The sequence below is a fragment of the Halobaculum sp. P14 genome, from assembly GCF_051195155.1.
Taxonomy (GTDB): domain Archaea; phylum Halobacteriota; class Halobacteria; order Halobacteriales; family Haloferacaceae; genus JBNTKA01.
In genome coordinates this window covers 194,067-212,215 of sequence record NZ_JBNTKB010000002.1, presented here as the reverse complement: position 1 = coordinate 212,215, position 18,149 = coordinate 194,067, and the positions used below count along the sequence as shown (strand labels likewise).

At 67.5% G+C, this 18,149-nt stretch carries 21 protein-coding genes; 14 read left to right on the top strand and 7 right to left on the bottom strand.

Translation table 11 applies throughout. The features are described 5' to 3' along the window. Positions 1-46: 46 nt before the first annotated feature. The 4 genes from ACQUS7_RS06125 (at position 47) to ACQUS7_RS06110 (ending at position 2,132) form a co-directional block, all read left to right on the top strand. Entirely contained in the window at positions 47-259 is a 213-nt protein-coding gene (locus ACQUS7_RS06125) for a hypothetical protein (protein ID WP_435145623.1), read from the top strand. A 237-nt stretch (positions 260-496) separates the two neighbouring features. Beyond that, on the top strand, positions 497-757 hold the full coding sequence (locus ACQUS7_RS06120; RefSeq protein WP_435124038.1) for a DUF7386 family protein: 261 nt from the start codon (positions 497-499) through the stop codon (positions 755-757). Between the two features lie 146 nt (positions 758-903). Further along, positions 904-1,806, top strand: coding sequence for an alpha/beta fold hydrolase (locus ACQUS7_RS06115; RefSeq protein ID WP_435145621.1), 903 nt, complete (start codon positions 904-906; stop codon positions 1,804-1,806). 191 nt (positions 1,807-1,997) lie between these two features. Next, positions 1,998-2,132, top strand: a complete 135-nt coding sequence (locus tag ACQUS7_RS06110) for a hypothetical protein (RefSeq protein ID WP_435124034.1) — start codon at positions 1,998-2,000, stop codon at positions 2,130-2,132. 9 nt (positions 2,133-2,141) lie between these two features. Here the strand turns inward: ACQUS7_RS06110 and ACQUS7_RS06105 are convergent, their stop codons facing one another. Beyond that, entirely contained in the window at positions 2,142-2,537 is a 396-nt protein-coding gene (locus tag ACQUS7_RS06105; RefSeq protein ID WP_435145618.1) for a DUF7718 family protein, read from the bottom strand. A gap of 363 nt (positions 2,538-2,900) precedes the next feature. On the opposite strand from ACQUS7_RS06105, the gene ACQUS7_RS06100 reads away from it, so the two are divergent. Both ACQUS7_RS06100 and ACQUS7_RS06095 read left to right on the top strand, forming a co-directional pair. Further along, complete coding sequence (locus ACQUS7_RS06100; RefSeq protein WP_435145616.1) at positions 2,901-3,323, top strand: type IV pilin; 423 nt, start codon at positions 2,901-2,903, stop codon at positions 3,321-3,323. Between the two features lie 244 nt (positions 3,324-3,567). Beyond that, entirely contained in the window at positions 3,568-4,404 is an 837-nt protein-coding gene (locus ACQUS7_RS06095; RefSeq protein ID WP_435145614.1) for a MarR family transcriptional regulator, read from the top strand. 17 nt (positions 4,405-4,421) lie between these two features. Here the strand turns inward: ACQUS7_RS06095 and ACQUS7_RS06090 are convergent, their stop codons facing one another. Continuing rightward, entirely contained in the window at positions 4,422-6,104 is a 1,683-nt protein-coding gene (locus tag ACQUS7_RS06090) for an FAD-binding oxidoreductase (RefSeq protein ID WP_435145611.1), read from the bottom strand. A gap of 156 nt (positions 6,105-6,260) precedes the next feature. Here ACQUS7_RS06090 and ACQUS7_RS06085 point away from each other — a divergent pair, with 156 nt between their 5' ends. After that, the gene (locus tag ACQUS7_RS06085; RefSeq protein WP_435145608.1) at positions 6,261-6,620 is read left to right on the top strand and encodes a hypothetical protein; all 360 of its coding nucleotides are present in this window, start codon (positions 6,261-6,263) and stop codon (positions 6,618-6,620) included. 216 nt (positions 6,621-6,836) lie between these two features. Here the strand turns inward: ACQUS7_RS06085 and thsA are convergent, their stop codons facing one another. The 4 genes from thsA to ACQUS7_RS06065 form a co-directional block, all read right to left on the bottom strand. Then, entirely contained in the window at positions 6,837-8,486 is a 1,650-nt protein-coding gene (gene thsA, locus ACQUS7_RS06080; RefSeq protein WP_435126069.1) for a thermosome subunit alpha, read from the bottom strand. A 208-nt stretch (positions 8,487-8,694) separates the two neighbouring features. Beyond that, on the bottom strand, positions 8,695-9,252 hold the full coding sequence (locus ACQUS7_RS06075) for a KH domain-containing protein (RefSeq protein ID WP_435145605.1): 558 nt from the start codon (positions 9,250-9,252) through the stop codon (positions 8,695-8,697). 94 nt (positions 9,253-9,346) lie between these two features. After that, positions 9,347-10,303 carry a serine/threonine-protein kinase Rio1 gene (gene rio1 / locus ACQUS7_RS06070; protein ID WP_435145602.1) on the bottom strand — a complete coding sequence of 319 codons (957 nt, stop codon included), beginning with the start codon at positions 10,301-10,303 and terminating at the stop codon, positions 9,347-9,349. Positions 10,304-10,432: 129 nt separating this feature from the next. Then, entirely contained in the window at positions 10,433-10,612 is a 180-nt protein-coding gene (locus ACQUS7_RS06065; protein ID WP_435145599.1) for a DUF7470 family protein, read from the bottom strand. A 162-nt stretch (positions 10,613-10,774) separates the two neighbouring features. Here ACQUS7_RS06065 and eif1A point away from each other — a divergent pair, with 162 nt between their 5' ends. Further along, positions 10,775-11,065 (top strand): translation initiation factor eIF-1A, encoded by a 291-nt coding sequence (gene eif1A, locus ACQUS7_RS06060; RefSeq protein WP_435124020.1) that lies wholly within the window; start codon positions 10,775-10,777, stop codon positions 11,063-11,065. Between the two features lie 31 nt (positions 11,066-11,096). Here the strand turns inward: eif1A and ACQUS7_RS06055 are convergent, their stop codons facing one another. Further along, positions 11,097-12,113: a tyrosine--tRNA ligase gene (locus tag ACQUS7_RS06055; RefSeq protein WP_435145888.1), complete on the bottom strand. Its 1,017-nt coding sequence runs from the start codon at positions 12,111-12,113 to the stop codon at positions 11,097-11,099. A gap of 271 nt (positions 12,114-12,384) precedes the next feature. Here ACQUS7_RS06055 and ACQUS7_RS06050 point away from each other — a divergent pair, with 271 nt between their 5' ends. The 6 genes from ACQUS7_RS06050 (at position 12,385) to ACQUS7_RS06025 (ending at position 18,137) form a co-directional block, all read left to right on the top strand. Then, a complete protein-coding gene (locus tag ACQUS7_RS06050; RefSeq protein ID WP_435145596.1) occupies positions 12,385-13,143 on the top strand; it encodes a hypothetical protein in 759 nt (252 codons plus the stop codon). Positions 13,144-13,403: 260 nt separating this feature from the next. Beyond that, positions 13,404-13,706 (top strand): hypothetical protein, encoded by a 303-nt coding sequence (locus ACQUS7_RS06045; RefSeq protein ID WP_435145593.1) that lies wholly within the window; start codon positions 13,404-13,406, stop codon positions 13,704-13,706. Next, positions 13,703-14,809, top strand: a complete 1,107-nt coding sequence (locus ACQUS7_RS06040) for a DegT/DnrJ/EryC1/StrS family aminotransferase (protein ID WP_435124014.1) — start codon at positions 13,703-13,705, stop codon at positions 14,807-14,809. The genes ACQUS7_RS06045 and ACQUS7_RS06040 overlap by 4 nt, the downstream gene beginning before the upstream one ends. Next, positions 14,806-15,588 (top strand): class I SAM-dependent DNA methyltransferase, encoded by a 783-nt coding sequence (locus tag ACQUS7_RS06035; RefSeq protein WP_435124012.1) that lies wholly within the window; start codon positions 14,806-14,808, stop codon positions 15,586-15,588. Before ACQUS7_RS06040 ends, ACQUS7_RS06035 begins: the two co-directional genes overlap by 4 nt. After that, on the top strand, positions 15,585-16,763 hold the full coding sequence (locus ACQUS7_RS06030) for a glycosyltransferase family 4 protein (protein WP_435145588.1): 1,179 nt from the start codon (positions 15,585-15,587) through the stop codon (positions 16,761-16,763). Before ACQUS7_RS06035 ends, ACQUS7_RS06030 begins: the two co-directional genes overlap by 4 nt. 138 nt (positions 16,764-16,901) lie before the next feature. Next, positions 16,902-18,137: an MBL fold metallo-hydrolase gene (locus tag ACQUS7_RS06025; RefSeq protein WP_435145585.1), complete on the top strand. Its 1,236-nt coding sequence runs from the start codon at positions 16,902-16,904 to the stop codon at positions 18,135-18,137. Positions 18,138-18,149 lie beyond the last annotated feature (12 nt).

Below are 18,149 nucleotides of genomic sequence, written 5' to 3'. Positions count from 1 at the left end.
GAAAGGGTGCGGGGTCTACAAGTGGAACGGCGCCGGCCTTCCGGATATGGGCCTCCGGTCACTTTCGGACGACAACGGCACCGCGAAGGTCTCGCTCGACAAATCGGACCTGGAACTTGACGGCGTGCTCGACGAGGACGGAGAAGTCCCGAGCGGGAAGCGCGTTCACTACCAGCGACTCGGCGAGGGCGTGTACGTCATCCGCGACGTGCAGGACGGCGAAGTCGCGGACCTGCCGGCGGCGCTGCGAAGCGAGTAACCCCGCGATGCAGGGGTCTCAGACGCGACACCACGGGGTCGCACTCAGAAGTAACGCCCAACCTCGATGTGCATACCTCGCCCCGCCCGCTCCCGCCGCCCCGTGCATACTCTCACGGGGTGCGGTCCCCGCGGTCGGCCCGAGCGCATCCGCCCGTCGACACCCGTTGATAAGCACCGCCGCGTTCAGCAACCCGAGCACCGCGGGATTCAGCCCCCGGTGCATACCTGTGACCACATGACCGACCGAACCAGCCTCAAGCTCACCGACGAACGGAAACGAGAATTCGACCGCGCCGCCGAGATCGTCGCCGCCGGCCCCGACGACGACCCGCCCCGGTCGAAGGTGATCGACGCCGCGCTCCGGCACCTCATCGAGTCGAAAGAGAACATCGAGGACGCCCGGGGCGACGTGGACCCGACGACGATTCAGGAGGTGGCGAACACGTCCGTACTGGGGCTCCGGTATCGGACACGGGTCGAGAGTCGCTATCGGTAGCTCTGTTGAAACCCGATTAGTTCGATACTATCTGTGGTGAAACAGTCGAGAGGTAGGATTGCTAATCGACCGTCGATGGGTCAGGAAACGCCTGCTTCTGGAGTATTACCCCAAAAATCACCGCGAATATATTCATTCCAACCGTAATGTACTTTGTCAGGGCTGCTGATGTCGTGGTAGCACCTATGTCTATTTATCGTTCACCGGCGGGTAGACAGGCGCTTGAAACGGTATACGCGGAGGCCGTCGACGAGTTGGATGTCACCGTTGACGAGGAGCAAATCGATACACGGCATGGCTCAACGCATATACTTATGGTAGGGCCAGAACACGGCCAGCCCGTTCTCGTCTTTCACGGTGGAAACGCTACGAATCCGATGACACTGGCGTGGTTTACTGGACTCGCCGATGACTACCGACTCATCTCGCCAGATATCATCGGCCAGCCGGGCCACAGCGCGGAAACACGTCTCGACCCACAAGGAGACGGCTATGGTGAGTGGGTTGTCGATCTCCTTGATGCGTTCGACCTGCATAGTGCGCCGATGATTGGGACATCCTACGGGAGTGGTATCATCCTGCGGACGGCAGCACTTGCTCCCGAGCGCATCGAGCGTGCGGCCCTCGTTGTACCCGCCGGGTTCGGAATAGGGCCACTCCTCCCGATGCTGAAGGTTGGGTTGCCCGCAATCCTGTATCGGTTCCTCGGGAGTGACTGGCTACTCGACCTTGTCTTGAGTGAGATGGTAACCCAAGCAGAGGCTGACCCCGTCGTCCGTGAGACGATTGCGGCGTCCCTCCGCCACGTGGAGCTCGAACGCGAGTTCCCCGAGGCTGACGCAGCCGAACTCGAAGCCTTCACTGCGCCCGTCGCCGTGTTTGCCGCCGAGAATGACCCATTCTTCCCGCCCGACGCGATTATTCCGCGTGCCAGAGACCGAGTCCCCGATCTCACCGAAACCGAAGTTCTCGCCGAGGAGAAGCACATCCTCTCTCCAACGGGACAAGGAAAAGTCACTGAGTCGATTCGCGGATTTTTCGAGACATAAGTTGAGCGCCTCAAAGGCGTCACCTCCCTCCTCTGTACTTACCGACCATCTCCAAATCAATCAAGGGTCAAGGAGTTCAACTGAGCCCTATGGGTAGATCGGTCATCAATTCTCGCCCCGGAGGGACTCACACCTAGCCGGAATTAATTAACCCAATTACTTATTAGAGCACGGCTGTTGGATTCGTGTATATGGCCTCCCGTCACCGTCGGGAGTCTGCCGCGGAGGAGTTGGCAGAGCTCACCGACAAGCCGGAAGAGGAATTCGACGCGACGGAGTTCGAACTCCCCGAACTCGACGACCTCGAATCGGTCAGCGAGTCGTAACCCACGTTCTTACTTCGACCGCTCGTGATAGTCGGCGAGTAGGTCTTCATATCGCTCGTCGAAGAAGCGCTCACAGTACGCCGGGGCTCTGTTCACCGGTATCTCAGGGAACCCTTTCTGAACGTCCACCTTCAGATTGCCGTAGGCGTACAGATCGATGTGGAGTCGTTCCTCCGCGATGTCGTGACCCCAATCCATGTGCGGGTGATGATCGAATCGAGCGACGTGCTGCCAGTCGTCTTCAGCTCCGTACTCCGGCGCGTGGTTATACTCCAGCTGAACGATGAACCAGAGCACGTCTCCCTCTTTGACGCCTAGTTCAGTTCGGCGGCGAACCCGCCCGTAATCGAGGTGAGCGGTGTAACTCCTGTCGGGGGTTGGCGACTCCAGGTCCCGACCGTCCACCGGTTTTCTGGAACCAGCGGCCTCACTTAGCAGTTGATACTTGGCGATACTCGGCGAAGGATTAGCCGAATCGAAGAATTTTCGGAGTCACAGCTATCTCGACTGTCCAGTTTCCGGTAGCGCGGCGCGGTCCGGCAAACCCGTGCGGTTCGAGGCCGTCCGGCTCCTCGACTACCGACGAAGACGAGTTTCGGACGGTTCCACGGGGAAAATTTATGCCGCGGGGTGAGAGTTCTGTGTCGGCGGCACAGCGAATGGTCGCCGCTTGAGTTCCAACTTCGCCTGCCTACCCGGCAGGCGTTCCAGCCGTACGCGTCCGCTGGCAGTTGGTTTTTAGTACCCGCCAACAGTCCCCTAGTCCGCATGAGATTCAAGAAGCTCATCACGGACGACCGCGCGGTGTCGCCGGTCATCGGGGTCATCCTGATGGTGGCGATCACCGTCATCCTCGCGGCCGTCATCGGGACGTTCGTGCTCGGGCTCGGCCAGAACCTGCAGACGAGTCCGCCACAGGCATCGTTCGGCTTCGACTACAACGGAAATGCGTCCGCGAATTACAAAGTCATCGCCACTCACCAAGGCGGGGCGACGCTCAACTCGGATAACACCAAGTCGCTGAACCTGACGGCCGGGAACGGAAACACGACGGACTTCGGGCTTCCAGTCACCGCAGGCGACAGTGCAAACCTGACGAATATCCCGGAAAACACAGACGTCCGCGTAATCTGGACGTCCGCAACCGGTCAGACCTCGCAGACACTCGCGAAGGGTCAGACGCCGTCCTAACGGACGCGCACCATTTTTGCAGCGCGGAGCGGAACGGGGCGGAGCAGCGGAACTGCTGAGTGCGCTCTCCGCTCACCGCCTCGTCGCTCCGCGGTTCTGAGCGCAATCTGAGTTGTCTCCGGCGGGGCGCGTCGACCACAGCCTCCGAAATCAGCCGTTGCCGCTCGGCCGCTGCTCGCGTGGAGTTCAACCTGGCTCGCATATCTGCGAAGATATTTCCGGTGACGGGCCGTCTGCGCCGGTAATGAGCGACCGGGACGACGGCGACGACGGCGAACTCGGGGTGCTGCGGAGTAAGCGGAACGCGACGCGGTACCAGATTCTCGTGGAGATCGCGGACCGCCAGCCGGCGGTGAGTCAGCGCGAAATCGCGGAGGCCATCGGCGTGACGACGCAGGCGGTCAGCGACTACCTCGGCGACCTGGTGCAGGAGGGGCAGGTGCGGAAGCACGGCCGCGGCCGGTACGAGGTGACGAAGGAGGGGGTCGACTGGCTCATCACGCAGACCGACGACCTCCGCGGGTTCGTCGAGTACGTCTCCGAGGAGGTCATCGAGCAGGTGGACGTCGACGCCGCCATCGCGACCGCGGAGATTTCGGCGGGCGAGCGCGTGACGCTGACGATGCGCGACGGCGTCCAGCACGCGACGCCCGGCGCGTCCGAGGGGACGGGGGAGGCGACCGCGCTCGCCGTCACCGACGCGGCAGCCGAGCAGGACGTCGCGGTCACCGAGTTCGAGGGGATGCTGGACTACGACCCGGGGACGGTGACGGCGCTGTCCGTCCCGCCGGTACAGGACGGCGGGAGCGACGCGCTCGACGACGACGCCATCCGGTCGCGGCTCTCTTCGCACGACCTGGTCGCGACCGCGGGCACCGAGGCGCTGGTCGCGGCGCGGCGCGCCGGCGTCACCCCCGACATCCGGTTCGGGACGGCCGGCGCCGTGCCGGAAGCGGCGAGTCGGGGGCTGTCGGTGCTGCTGGTGGTGACGACGGACCTGCTGTCGCGGCACGCCGACCCGCTCCGCGAGCAGAACATCGGCTACGAGGTCGTCGAGTTCGGCGGCGGCGCGGAGTCGTAGCCGGCGCCGCGGGCCGGTCAGCGCGGGTCGAGTCGGCCGCTCGGCCCGAACACGTTCTCGGGGTCCCACTCGGTTTTGGCGTCGCGGAGCCACTCGTAGTTCTCGCCGAACACGGCGCGGGCGGCGGCGGCGCCGGCTTCGTCGCCGGCGAAGTTCGGGAGTTCGCCGTCGTCGCCGCCGGCGCGGTCGCGGACCAGTTCGACGCTGCGCTTCGCCCAGCGGCGCTGCTCGGCGTCGTCCGCCGGGTCTTCCCAGGCGGCCTCGAAGTTGAGGACGAAGTCGGCGTCGCGGCCCGGAATCGCGGTCTCGTCGGGGTCGAAGTCGGCGACGGCGCCGCCGAGCGGCCAGACCACGACGGTGTCGCGGTCGCCCGGCATCCGCCGCATCCGGTCGACGGTCAGTTCGACGAGGTCGTCCGTGAGGTCGTCGACGGCGATGGACTTCCAGTAGTAGCGGTCGCCCTGCGGGGAGTCGCCGCCGAGGAGCCGCTGGAGTTCGAGATACGGGAGGCGCTCGGCGCGGTCAGCGAGCAGCGCGTCGTCGTCGAGTTCCCGGTACGGCCGGAGTTCGGCCTCGCCGCGCTCGGGGTCGCCGGCGTACGCGCCGAGAAAGCAGAGCGCGAGGTCCCCCGCGGCGTCGTCGGGGAACGAAGCGTCAGCCGTAGCGGAGGCCGCGTCGTCGGAAGCGGCGGCACCGTCAGCAACCGAGTCGCCGCCGCGGTCGCCGCTGCGGCCTCCGTCTCCGTCGGCGGATTCGGGGACGACGGCGACGTACGGGGAGACGTTAGTTTCGCGGTCCGCGTCGCGGGTGAGTTCGCGGTACCGGCGGAGCAGCGCGGCGGCGTGGTCGGCGTCGCCGAAGCGGTACCACGTGTCGCACATCGCGACGTCGTGGTCCAGTTCCACGAGGTCGAACTCCAGTTCGACGGCGGCGCCGAAGTTGCCGCCGCCGCCGCGGAGCGCCCGGAACAGGTCGGGGTTCCGGTCGGCGGACGCCGTGACGCGCTCGCCGGCGGCGGTGACGACGTCGACGCGGGTGAGCCGGTCGCACGCCAGTCCGTAGCCGCGGGTGAGGTAGCCGGTGCCGCCGCCGAGCGTCAAGCCGGTGACGCCGGTGTCGGGGGCGACGCCGAGCGGGGTGGCGAGTCCGTGCGCCTGGGTCGCCTCGTCGACGTCGCGGAGCGTCGCGCCAGGTTCGACGACCGCGGTTCCGGCGTCCGGGTCGACGGTCACGGCGTCCATCCGCGAGCAGTCGAGGACGACGCCGCCGTCGCAGGTGGAGGCGCCGGCGACCGAGTGGCCGCCGGAGCGCAGCGCGACGCCGAGCCCGGTTTCGCGGGCGGTTTCGACGATTCGGGCGACGTCGGCCGCGTCGGCGGCGTACGCGACCGCGGCCGGGTACCGTTCGACCAGTCCGTTCCACACGAGCCGCGCGTCGTCGTAGGCGTCGTCGCCCGGCCGGACGAGGGCCGCGTCGACCTCGGGCCGCCAGTCGGCTGCGTCGTTCGCGTCGTCCGAGTCGTCCGCGCCGTCGTTGCCTCCGAGGCCGTTCGCATTTCCGGGGGCGCCGGCGGCGGGCGACGCGCCGTCTCCGTGGAGCGCCGCCGCCAGCGCGTCGAACGCGTCGGCGTGCTCCCGTGCGATTTCGGCGGCGTCGGCCGCGGTGAATCCGGCGTCCGCCTCCGCGGTTGAGTCGCTCATATCACCCGGTGTTCTGCACGCGGTGGAAAAGGTGTCGTCACGCGCCGCGGTGACGGCCGCGATTCGGCGACGGTCGGTCTCCGCCGGAGGTGGAGACGGACGTGGACGCGGGCGACGAACGGAACCCATTTCGGCGCGGACGGTCCACCGGGAGCCATGCAGCGCCGCCGCCTCGCCGCGTACGCCCGACTCGGGGTCGCCTACCCGGCGGCAACGGTCGTCGCGGTCGCCGCCGCGTCGTGGGCCGCCGGGGTCGACGTCGGCGTCGCCGTCCTCGGGCTGTCGACGCTCAGCGCCGCCGTGCTGACCGGCGCCTTCCTCGCCGACACCCGCACGCTCCGGTCGGACGAGGCGAACCGCGGCCCCGACCAGCACCGCGGATTCCTCGGCGGCAACAGCGAATCCGGCGCCTCCGCGGTGCCGCGCGGCATCCGCGCCCGCCTCGCGACGTACGCCGCCGGACTGTTCGTCCAGACCGCGACGCTCGTCGTCGTGCTCGGCCGGAACGGGTTCTGAGTCACGGTGCCAGCGAGACCGCCGAACAGCAGCAGCAGCAACAGCGAGTGTGAATCGGGGAGTCGTGACTGGCGAGTTCTGCGTCGGCGCGAAAAAGTCCGGTGACGTGGTCCGGAAGCCGTGGTCGTCGCAGCGGTGCGGAAGGGGGTCGGTCGGCCGGCGGGCCGATGTGTGACCGGCGCCGCGCCGGTCAGGGTGCGAGGTCGGTCCCCGCGTTTACATCGCGCCGCCCATGCCGCCCATGCCGCCCATGCCGCCCATGCCGCCGCCGCCCGGCGGCATCTCCTCGTCGCCGCCGTCGTCGGTGCCGCCGCCCTTGAGGTCGCCGGCAGCGATGACGTCGTCGATGCGGAGGATCATGACGGCCGCCTCGGTGGCGGACTCGATGGCCTGCGTCTTCACGCGGAGCGGCTCCACGACGCCCTCGCTCTCCATGTCGATGACGTCGCCGGTGTAGGCGTCGAGGCCCGCACCGAACGCGCCGCCGTCGTGCTTCGAGCGCAGGTCGACGAGCGAGTCGATCGGGTCGAGACCGGCGTTCTCGGCGAGCGTGCGCGGAATGACTTCCAGCGCGTCGGCGAACGCCTCCACGGCGAGCTGCTCGCGGCCGCCGACGGAGTCGGCGAAGTCGCGGAGTTCGAGTGCGAGCTCGGTTTCGGGGGCGCCGCCGCCCGGCAGCACCTGTCCGTCTTCGAGCGTCGTGCGGACGACGCCGAGCGCGTCGTCGATGGCGCGTTCGACCTCGTCGACGACGTGCTCGGTCCCGCCGCGGAGCACGAGCGTGACGGACTTCGCGTCGTCGACGTCCTCGACGAAGATGCGCTCGTCGCCGCCGATGTCCTTCTGGGCGACGGAGCCGGCGAAGCCGAGGTCGTCCTCGGTGATGTCGTCGAGGCTGGCGACGACGCGGGCGCCCGTCGACCGGGCGAGGCTCGTCAGGTCGGAGTCCTTCGCGCGGCGGACGGCGAGGATGCCCTCCTGTGCGAGGTAGTGCTGGGCCATGTCGTCGATGCCGTCGCCGACGAAGACGACGTCAGCGCCGACGGCCTTGAGCTGGTCGACCATCTCGCGGAGCTGCTTCTCCTCCTGGTCGAGGAACTGCTGGAGCTGGTCGGGGTCCGTGACGTTGACCTCAGCGTCGATCTCAGTCTCCTTCACTTCGAGGGCGCCGTCGTACAGCGCGATGTCGGCGTCCTCGACGGCGTACGGCATGTTGTCGTCGACGCGCTCCTTGTCGACGATGACGCCCTCGATGAGCTCCGAGTTACCGATGGAGCCGCCGACGACCGTCTCGATGGAGACGTTGTCGGTGTCGATGACGCCGTCGTCGTCGCGGACGGCGAGCACGGCGTCGACGACGAGCTGCGAGAGCGCCTCGCGGGCGGACTCGGCGCCCTTACCGGTCATCGCCGTCGCGGCGATCTTCTCGAGCGTCTCGCGGTCCTCGGCGGTGACGTCGATGGACTTCTCTTCGAGGACCTCGCTGGCCTTCTCGGCGGCCTGTCGGTACCCCTGCGCGATGGTCGTCGCGTGGACGTCCGAGTCGAGGAGTTCCTCGGCCTGGTCGAGCAGTTCACCGGCGATGACGACAGCCGTCGTGGTGCCGTCGCCAACCTCGTCCTCCTGGGTCTCGGACACCTCGACGATCATGTTGGCCGCCGGGTGGTCGATGTCCATCTCCTTCAGGATGGTCACGCCGTCGTTCGTGACGACGACGCCGCCCGAGGAGTCGACGAGCATCTTGTCCATCCCTTTCGGACCGAGCGTGGTCCGAACGGACTCTGCGACGGCCTTGCCGGCCGTGATGTTCATCGACTGCGCGTCCTTTCCGGACGTGCGCTGGCTGTCCTCCGAGAGTACGATCATGGGCTGATTGCCCATCCGCTGACGCTGAGACATGACGAGCGTTGATTGTTTTCGATTCTATAAAAGTGTTACGCTGCGTGCTGCCAACGGGTCGCACGACGCGGTACACCACTGTGTGAACGAGTAACACGAAGTGGTTTATATACTATCGGGAGTCCGCGGCACGGAATCACGCTCCGGGCGAGAAACAGACGCAGAGAGGTCGGTCTTACCGGGTTCCGTCGGCGCTCGGCGGCGCGAGGTCGGGGGAGCCGTGGATTTCGTTGTGTTTGCGTTCGAGGAACGAGTAGACGGCGCCGTGGGGTGCGCCGTCGAGAATCATGCCGGCGGCGCGGCGGACGGCTTCGACTTCCTCGGGCTGGCCGATGACGCCGAGGGTGGTGCCCTTGATGACGACGTCGGCGCCGCTGAGCTGCTCCATGAGCTCGCGGGTACGGCCGTTCTCGCCGATGAGGCGGCCTTTCTGCCGCTGGAGGTCGTTCTTGTTGCGTGTCTGTTCGTCGATGTCGACGAGGTCGAACCGGCGGAGGTCGTGGTCGAGCAGCGACAACGCCGCCTCCGGCGTGAAGCCGCGGCCGATGGCGCGGACGACGTCGGGCGCGACCATCCCGGTGACGGGGTCGCCGACGGTGTCGATGCCGACCGACCCGGTCTCGGAGTCGATGTCGAGGCGCACCTCGGCGCGCTCCTCGATTTCGCGCATCGTCTCACCCCCTTCGCCGATGAGGACACCGATGCGGTCCTGCGGGACCTTCACGTGTTGCATGTAGTGAAGTTCCCGCTGGACGGTTTTAAGGGTTCCCTCGCCGTGGTGCCGCGGCACCGGCTCACACGGCGCCTGCGCGGCGCTGCGGACCGAACTACTCGTCGGAATCCGTGGTTGCGTCGGCGTCGCCGGAGGCGGTGTCGGCGTTCGCGTCCGCGCTCGGATTCGGGTTCGCGTCCGGGTCCGGTTCGGCCGACGGCGCCGGGTCGGCGTCCGTGACGTACTCGCGGAGGTCGTCGCCGGAGACGTCGATTCCCTGCCGGGAGAAGAACGCGGCGACGTTCTCGCAGTCGCGCTTCAGGAACTCCTCGGCGTTCGGGTGGTGGACGGTGACGGCCTGTCCGAGGTCGATGACGAACAGTTCGCCCTCGTGGATAATCATGTTGTACTCCGAGAGGTCGCCGTGGACCAGTCCGGCCGAGTAGAGGCGGCGGACGTACTCGCGGACGACTTCGTAGGCGGTCTCGGGGTTCTCGACGTTCACCTCCGAGAGCCGGCGCGCGCGGTCTTCGGCGTGCCCGACGAGGTCCATCACGAGGACGTTCCGCTGGACGGCGATGGGTTCGGGGACGCGGACGCCGGCGCGTTTCGCCCGGAGCAGGTTCGCGTACTCCTTGCGGACCCACGCCAGCACGACCTTCTTCTTGTCGCTGCCGATGCCCTCGAACCGCGGGTCGCCCTGCAGGTACTCACGCATGTGCCGGAAGTTCGAGGTGTTGATGCGGTACACCTTCACGGCGATTTCGCGGTCGCCGCGGCCGAGCGCCTCGTAGACGTTCGCCTCCTTCCCGGTCGAAATCGGGCCGCCGAACGCCGAGATGTAGCCGTCCTGCACCAGTTTGTACAGCGCGGCGAGCGTGGCGTCGTCGAACACCGACGCCTCGACTTTGAACTGCTCGGTGTTCTTCAGCCGCTTCCGGAACTGGTTGAACTCCCGGTCCTGCCGCCGCGCGATCCGGTCGGCTTCGTCGTCGGAGACGTCGAGCGACTCCCACTCGTCGCCGACGCCGTCCGCCTCCTCGGGGGCAACCAGCCCGAACTCTCCTGTCATCTCCCGAAACGTACGTCGCCCGCACTGAAAAGCCCCGTCGGTCGGGAACTCCGCGGCACCCCGGTTCGAGCCGTAAGCACTCCGAGCCGTTCCGGAGTCGACGAGTGCGAGAACCGGCGCCGAATCCGTCTACGCGAAGCCGAACTGCCGCATCAGGTTCGTCGCGAGGCCCTTCACGACGAGGCCGGTGCCGACCAGAATCATGGCGAGACCGACCGCGACGACCGGCTGGCTGTAGGCGACGACGGCGAGGCCGGCGACGAGCGTGAGCGCGCCGACGACGCCGGCGACGCCGAGTCTCTGGAACATACCGGGTCGTCCGGCGCGGCGCGGAAAACACGCTCGGTTCCCCGCGGCCACGCCCGACTCGGCGGCTGCTCGGGACCGACTCGGAACCGGCTCGGGGGCCGCTCGGGGCGTCGTTCGGCCGCTCCCGGCGGATTTAAAGACCCCACAGGATAATCCGCGGGTATGAGCGACGACGACTCCGGGGGCAGAACGGATCTCAGAATGCCCGACGACGACGAGGTGTTCGCCGAAGTGACGAACATGCTCGGCGCGAACCGCGTCGAAGTCCGCTGCGCGGACGGCACGGAGCGCACCGCGCGCATCCCGGGACGGATGCAGAAACGCGTCTGGATTCGCGAAGGAGACATCGTGCTCGTGGAGCCGTGGGACTGGCAGGACGAGAAGGCCGACGTGACGTTCCGCTACGAGAAGAGCGAAGCCGACCAGCTCCGCGAGGAAGGCCACATCCAGTAGTTCTCGGCCGCTGCGAAACCGGTTTCCCGGCTCAGTCGTCCGCGTTCCGGAGGACTTCGCGGCCGGGCGCGACGAGTTCGTCGAGGTAGTCCGCGAGCGCGCCCTTCGCGTCCGCCGGGTGGAGTTCGCCGGATTCGAGGTCCGACGCGAGCGCCTCGTACGACTCGTATTCGAGGTCGCCGCCGTACTGCTCGGGTCGCTCCACGACGACGCGCTCGAACCGCGGGAACACGTGGTACTGGAAGATTTCGAGCACCGGGTTCTCCCGCCCGTTCCCGTCGTCGTCCGGGTCGGGGTCGCGCGTCGGCGGGCAGAACGCCGACGTCACCTTCTCCTCGATGTCCTCGGCGGAGTCCTCCATCGAGATTGTGACGCCCCCCGACGACGACATCTTCCCGACGCCGGTCGTCAGGTCGGCGAGGATGGGCGTGTGGAGACACGGCCGCGCCTCGTAGTCGTGGTCGCTCTCCCCCGACTCGATGGCCGGAATCTGCTCGCGGTGCAGCATGTGGACCTTCCGCTGGTCGAGGCCGCCGACCGCGAGGTCCAGGTCAAGGTAGACGATGTCGAGCGCCTGCATCAGCGGGTAGACGACGTGACTCACCTTCGCCGTGTCCCCGCCCTGCAGCTCCGCCATGGCGCGCTGCGCCCGGTTCAGCGTCGTCGACACCTCCAGTTGGTGCGTGTCGAGCACGTAGTCGTCGTCGAGCTGGAACGACGACCCGTAGACGAACTCCGTGCTGTCCTCGTCGAGCCCGTACGCCACAAACTGCTGTTTCATCCGCTCTGCCGTCTCGCGAATCTCCGCGAACGTCCCCTTGTCGTTCAGGTACGCGTGGACGTCCGCGAGCAGCACCACGACCTCGAAGCCGGCGTCCTGCAGGTCGATGAGCTTGTTCGCCGTCAGCATGTGCCCGATGTGGAGCACGCCGGACGGCTCGTAGCCGACGTACACCCGCTTCCCGTCTGGGTCGGCGGCGAGCGCCTCGACTTCCTCCTCCGTGACGACCTCGGACGTGTTCCGGGTGATCAGCTCGTGGGCGTCCAGCTCGGTCATGTACGTCCAGATTCGCGTCCGCCGATTACGTCTTTCGGATGTGTGCCGCCGCCTCCCACGTCCGCGCCGCGTCTCAGTCGTGATAGCCGCGCCGTAACGGCTTTTACGCCCCTTCGCCGACCCGGCTCCATGGGAGTGAACCGGCTGTCGAAGGCCGCAACCGGAAGTCTGCTGCTCGTCGCGCTCGCCGCGGCAGCGCTGGCTGCACTGCAAGTCGTCTGAGCCCGCGCGGCGAGTCCGCGTCGCCTCCGACGCCGCCGGCGTGTCACAGCACCGGTGGCTCAACGCCACGGTCACCGAACACGGCGTCCCGTCGCCGCCGCGGAACGCCTCCGTGTACGTGGTCGCCGGCGGCGAACACGACGCCGACGGTGACGGCCTCGACGCGGCGCGGGAGCGCCGACTCGGCACCCACCCGTTCGCGACTGACAGCGACGGAGACGGCCTCCTCGACCGCCGTGAGGCGTCGTCGCTGCCGACGGACCCGGCGCGGGCCGACACCGACGGCGACGGCAGTTCGGACGCGGCCGACGACTTCCCGGCGAACGCGAACCGCTCCATCGAGAGCGGCGTCTCGACGCTGCTGTCAGCCATCTGGGCGGTCGGCGCGCTGCTCGGTGCCGTCACGCTCGGCGCCGCGGCGTCGCGGCTCTCCCGGCGGCTCACCGGAGTCGGCCCCACACTGTTCGCCGAGAGGTCGGTTCCGCGCTTCGCCGCCGCGACGCTCGGCGTGTTCCTGCTCTCCGCGCTCGTCATCGCCGCCGAAACCGTCTCGGACAGGTCCGCGACGCTCGCCGAGACCGCGTTCAAACTCGGACTGGCGACGTCGTGGACGGCCGCCGGCGCACTCGTCGCGACCGCCGGCGCGTCCCTGCTCGCTCGGCTCGCACGTCGACTCACCGGAGTCGGCCCCGCGGTTCTCGCCGACCGGTCCGTCCGCCGACTCCTGCTGCTCGCGTTCGTGCTCGCCGCGGGTCCGACGGCGCTCGGCCTGGCGGCCGCCACGGCCGGATACCTCTGATTCGAATCGGCCCGGCGGCGTAACGTCCGCCGGACCCTCCGATGTGACAGCAGCCGAGACGCCGTCTACCGGTCCGTTGGTGACCTGAGACAGTCAGGTTATTATACGTCGGTTGACTTCACGACGACTAGGAGAGCGCTACAATGATCGAAGAAATCCGAGACGAGGGCACGCTCTACGCACTCGTAATCTACTCTGATTATTCACCCGACGGTGTCGAGTTTTTCACGCCTGGTGAGTTCTCTCAGCAGCTCGGAGTCATGAAGCGGCCCAGCGGACACGAAATCGAGCCGCACTACCACAAGGACGTCGTTCGGGAGGTCGAGCGCACCCAGGAGGTGCTCGTCATCCGGGAGGGGAAAGTCCGCGTCGACATCTACGATGACGACGAGCGCGAGATAGAGAGCCTGACGCTCGAAGACGGCGACGTCATCCTCCTCGCGGCCGGCGGCCACGGCTTCGAGATGCTCGAAGAGACGGAGATGGTCGAAGTGAAACAGGGGCCGTACGCGGGCGAGGACGACAAGGTTCACATCACGAGGAGCGAATCTGGCGACACATGATTCCGGTTAACGTCCCGGACATCGGCGACGAGGCAGCCGAACTCCTCGCTGACTGCGCGGAGACCGGCTGGGTTTCGTCCGCGGGCGAGTACGTGACGGAGTTCGAAGACACCTTCGCGGAGTTCGTCGGCGTCGACCACGCGGTCAGTTGCTGTAACGGAACCGCCGCACTCGAGATGGCGGTCACCGCCCTCGACATCGACGACGGCGACGAGGTCATCATGCCGTCGCACACCATCATTTCGTGTGCGATTGCGGTCGTCGAGAACGGCGGCGTCCCGGTGCTCGTCGACGTCGAACCGGACTCCTGGCAGATGGACGTCGACCAGGTGGAGGCGGCCATCACCGACCGGACGGCGGCGATTATGCCGGTCCACATCTTCGGCCACCCGACCGACATGGAGCCGCTCGTCGAACTCGCCGTCGAGCACGACCTCGCCATCGTCGAGGACGCCGCCGAGTCCCACGGCGCCCAGTACAAGGGGGAGCGGGTCGGGTCGATCGGCGACCTCGGAGTGTTCAGTTTCTACGCGAACAAGATTGTCACGACCGGCGAAGGCGGGATGGTCGTCACCGACGACGACGCGCTCGCGGAGCGGCTCCACGGCGCCCGCAACCTCTTTTTCAGGCCCGACCAGCGGTTCGTCCACGACGAACTCGGCTTCAACTACCGGATGACGAACATGCAGGCAGCGGTCGGCGTCGCGCAGATGAACCGGGTCGACGAGTTCATCGACCGGAAGCGGTGGCAGCGGCGCGAATACATGGACCGGCTCGCCGACGTGGACGGAATCACGCCGCAGACGGTGCAGCCGTGGGCAGACCACGTCAACTGGGTGTTCGGCGTCACCCTCGACGACGACGTCCCGTTCGACGCCTTCGAGTGGGCCGAGCGGCTCGAAGCCGCCGGCGTCGAGACCCGGCCGTTCTTCTGGCCGCTGCACGAACAGCCGGTGTTCGACGAGATGGGACTGTTCGGAGGCGAGTCGTACCCGGTCGCCGAGCGAATCGCGCGCCGCGGCCTCTACCTGCCGAGCGGAATGGCGCTCACCGAAGAACAGATCGACGACGTCGCGGACGCGGTCATCGAGACGTTACCATGAGCGACGACCGAACCGACTTCACCGAACTGTACGCCAGCGCGTACGACGAGATGTACCGCGAGAAGGACTACGAAGGTGAGGTCAGCTACCTCGAGGCGCTCTGGTCCGACCTCGACGCCGCCCCGGCGTCCGTCCTCGAACTCGGCTGTGGCACTTGCGGACACGGACTCGTGCTCGCCGAGCGCGGATACGACGTCCTCGGCGTGGACCGGTCCGCGGAGATGGTCGAGCGCGCACGGGAGAAAGTCGCGCAGGCGAATCAGGCCGACTCGCTCAGCGTCCAGCATGGGGACCTCGCGTCGTTCGACGCCGACGAGCCGTTCGACGCCGCGATCGCGATGTTCGCCGTGATGGGATACGTCGCCGAGACCGACGCGCTCCGCGAGGCGCTCGAAACCGTCCGGCGGAACCTCTCGCCGGGCGGAACGTTCATCTTCGACACCTGGTACGGCCCCGCCGTCCTCGACGAGGGGCCGGAGACGCGGCTCCGAGAAATCGAGACCGACACCGGGGTGCTCTACCGGTACGCGACGCCCACCCTCGATACGGCCCGGCAGGTCGTCACGGTCGAATACGACCTCGTTCACGTCGACGAGGACGACCACGCGACGGTCGACGAGGAGGCGCACGAGATGCGGTTCTTCTTCCAGCAGGAGATGGAGCTGCTCACCGAAATGACGGGGTTCGACCTCGTCGGCGTTCACCCCTTCCGGGACCGGGAGGCTGACCTCGGAACAGGCACGTGGAACGTGACGTGGGTGCTCGAAAAGAACGCATGAGCGCGGACGCAGCGGACGTCCGGCTCGGCGTCGTCGTCACCGCCGACTCGAGTTACGGCGGCGCGTACCAGTACACGCGGACAGTCATTCAGGCGCTCGAGTCGTCTCCATACACTCCTCGGTACTTCTACTTCGACGAGAACTGGGAGGATTCAGCCCTGTACGGGGAGCGGTGGGAACGGCTCTCCGTCCCGGAGCAGGCTCTCAGGTACGGGGCGAGCAAGCTGTTCGAGCGGACCGGGGTCGACCCGGCCGTGCTCGGCTCCGCCCGGAAGGCGCTGTCGCCGACGCTGCTCCGGTACGACCCGGACCTCACGCTGTACCCGACGCCGTCTCCGATGGCGTTCGAGGTCGGCTTCGACTACCTGATGGCGATCCACGACCTGCAGCACCGCATCAATCCGCAGTTCCCTGAGGTGTCCGCGGGAGGCGAGTACCGTCACCGAGAGTACCTCTTCGGACGGGGGAGCGAGCACGCCGCCGGTATCCTCGCGGACTCCGAAACCGGAAAGCAGGACGTCGTCCGGTTCTACGACGTCGACGAGTCGGACGTCCACGTACTTCCGTTCGTGCCACCGGACTACCTCGACGACGCCGGCAACGAAGTCGACGACGACCTCTCGGAGCGGCTTCCTGACGAGTACCTGTTTTACCCCGCCCAGTACTGGGAGCACAAGAACCACGTTCGGCTCCTCGAAGCCGTCGCGACGCTCCGGGACGAGCGCGGTATCGAGACGCCGCTCGTGCTGGTCGGCGGCGAGAAGAACGCCTACGAGGACGTCCAGTCCGCCATCGACGAGAACGACCTCGGCGACCTCGTTCACCAGCTCGGCTACGTCGAAAACGAGGCGATGTACACGCTGTACACGCAGGCTACGGCGCTTGTCATGCCGACGTTCTTCGGTCCGACGAACATCCCCGTCCTCGAGGCGTTCAAACTCGGCTGCCCCGTCATCACGTCGGACGTCCACGGAATCCCGGAGCAGGTCGGAGACGCGGGGCTCCTCGTCGACCCCGAGTCCGCGACCGACATCGCGGACGCCGTCGAGCGGCTCTGGACCGACGAGTCGCTCCAGCAGCGACTCGCCGAGCGCGGCCGTGAGCGAGCAGAGACGTACACCCGTGACGACTTCCGAGACCGGCTCGTCGACGCTATCAGCGCCTCGCTGAACTGAACCAGGCCGCCCTACCAGACGGCGCAATACGCTGCGGGACGGTGTCAAATCGGTGCGCCCGGAGGCCGGCTCCGACTGGCCTCCTCGGCCGCAGCCGGAAGCGACGAACAGAAGCGCCTCCGCCCGCTACGTCCGCCGATGAACGTCCGGTTCCTCGGCGGCGCCCGCGAGGTCGGCCGCAGCGCCCTCCTCGTGAACGACTCGCTCCTCCTCGATTTCGGGATGCTCACGGCGGAGCCGCCGCAGTTCCCGGTCGACACGCCGGACCCGGAGGCGGTCGTCGTGTCGCACGGCCACCTCGACCACGTCGGCACGGTTCCGTCGCTGCTGTCCGGCGACGACCGGCCGCCGATTCACTGGACGCCGCCGACCGCCGAGCTGGCGCTGACGCTCGCGCGCGACACGCTGAAGCTGCACGGCGGCTCGTACAACGCCCCGTTCACCGAGAACGACGTGAAGCGCGTCACCGAAGTGTCTCACACGCACGGCTACCGGGAGCCGTTCGAGGCGGCCGGCCACGAGGTGACGTTCTACGACGCGGGCCACATCCCGGGGAGCGCGCACGTCCTCGTCGACGACGGCGACACCCGCTTGCTCTACACCGGCGACTTCCACACCGACGACCAGCGGCTCGTCTCGGGGACGACCGCCCGGCCCGACGCGGACGTCGTCGTCTGCGAGAGCACGTACAGCGACGTCGACCACGACCCGCGGGCCGACGTCGAATCGCGGTTCGCAGAGAGCGTCAAGACGACGCTCTGGGAGGGCGGCACCGTCGTCGTCCCGGCGTTCGCCATCGGGCGGACGCAGGAACTACTGCTGATTTGTGCGGCGCACGACATCCCCTGCTACGTCGACGGCATGGGGAAGGAGGTGACGGAGATGCTTCGCCGGCACCCCGAGTTCGTCCGTGACGCCGACGCGCTCCGCCGCGCGAAGTCGCACGCACGGTTCGTCACCGGCCGCGACGGCCAGCGCAAGCGAATCACCGAGCAGAAGGCGGCCATCGTCACGACCAGCGGGATGCTCTCGGGCGGCCCGGCGATGACGTACATCCCCGAGATCCGGCAGCGGCCGACGAACAAGATCACGATGACCGGCTACCAGGTCGAAGGGACGCCGGGGCGACGCCTGCTCGAGACCGGGAGCGCCGAAATCGACGGCCGCGTCATGCCGGTGAGTGCGCAGGTGGAGCAGTACGACTTCTCGGCGCACGCCGACCGCGACGGGCTCCTGTCGTTCCTCGACGCCTACCGGGACGCGACTGTCCTCGTGAACCACGGCGACCGCTGTGCCGACTTCGTCTCGGAGCTGCGCGCCGACGGGTTCGACGCGTCGGCGCCGCGGCTCGGCGAGGAGTTCGCGTCCGGCTGAGACGACGGACGG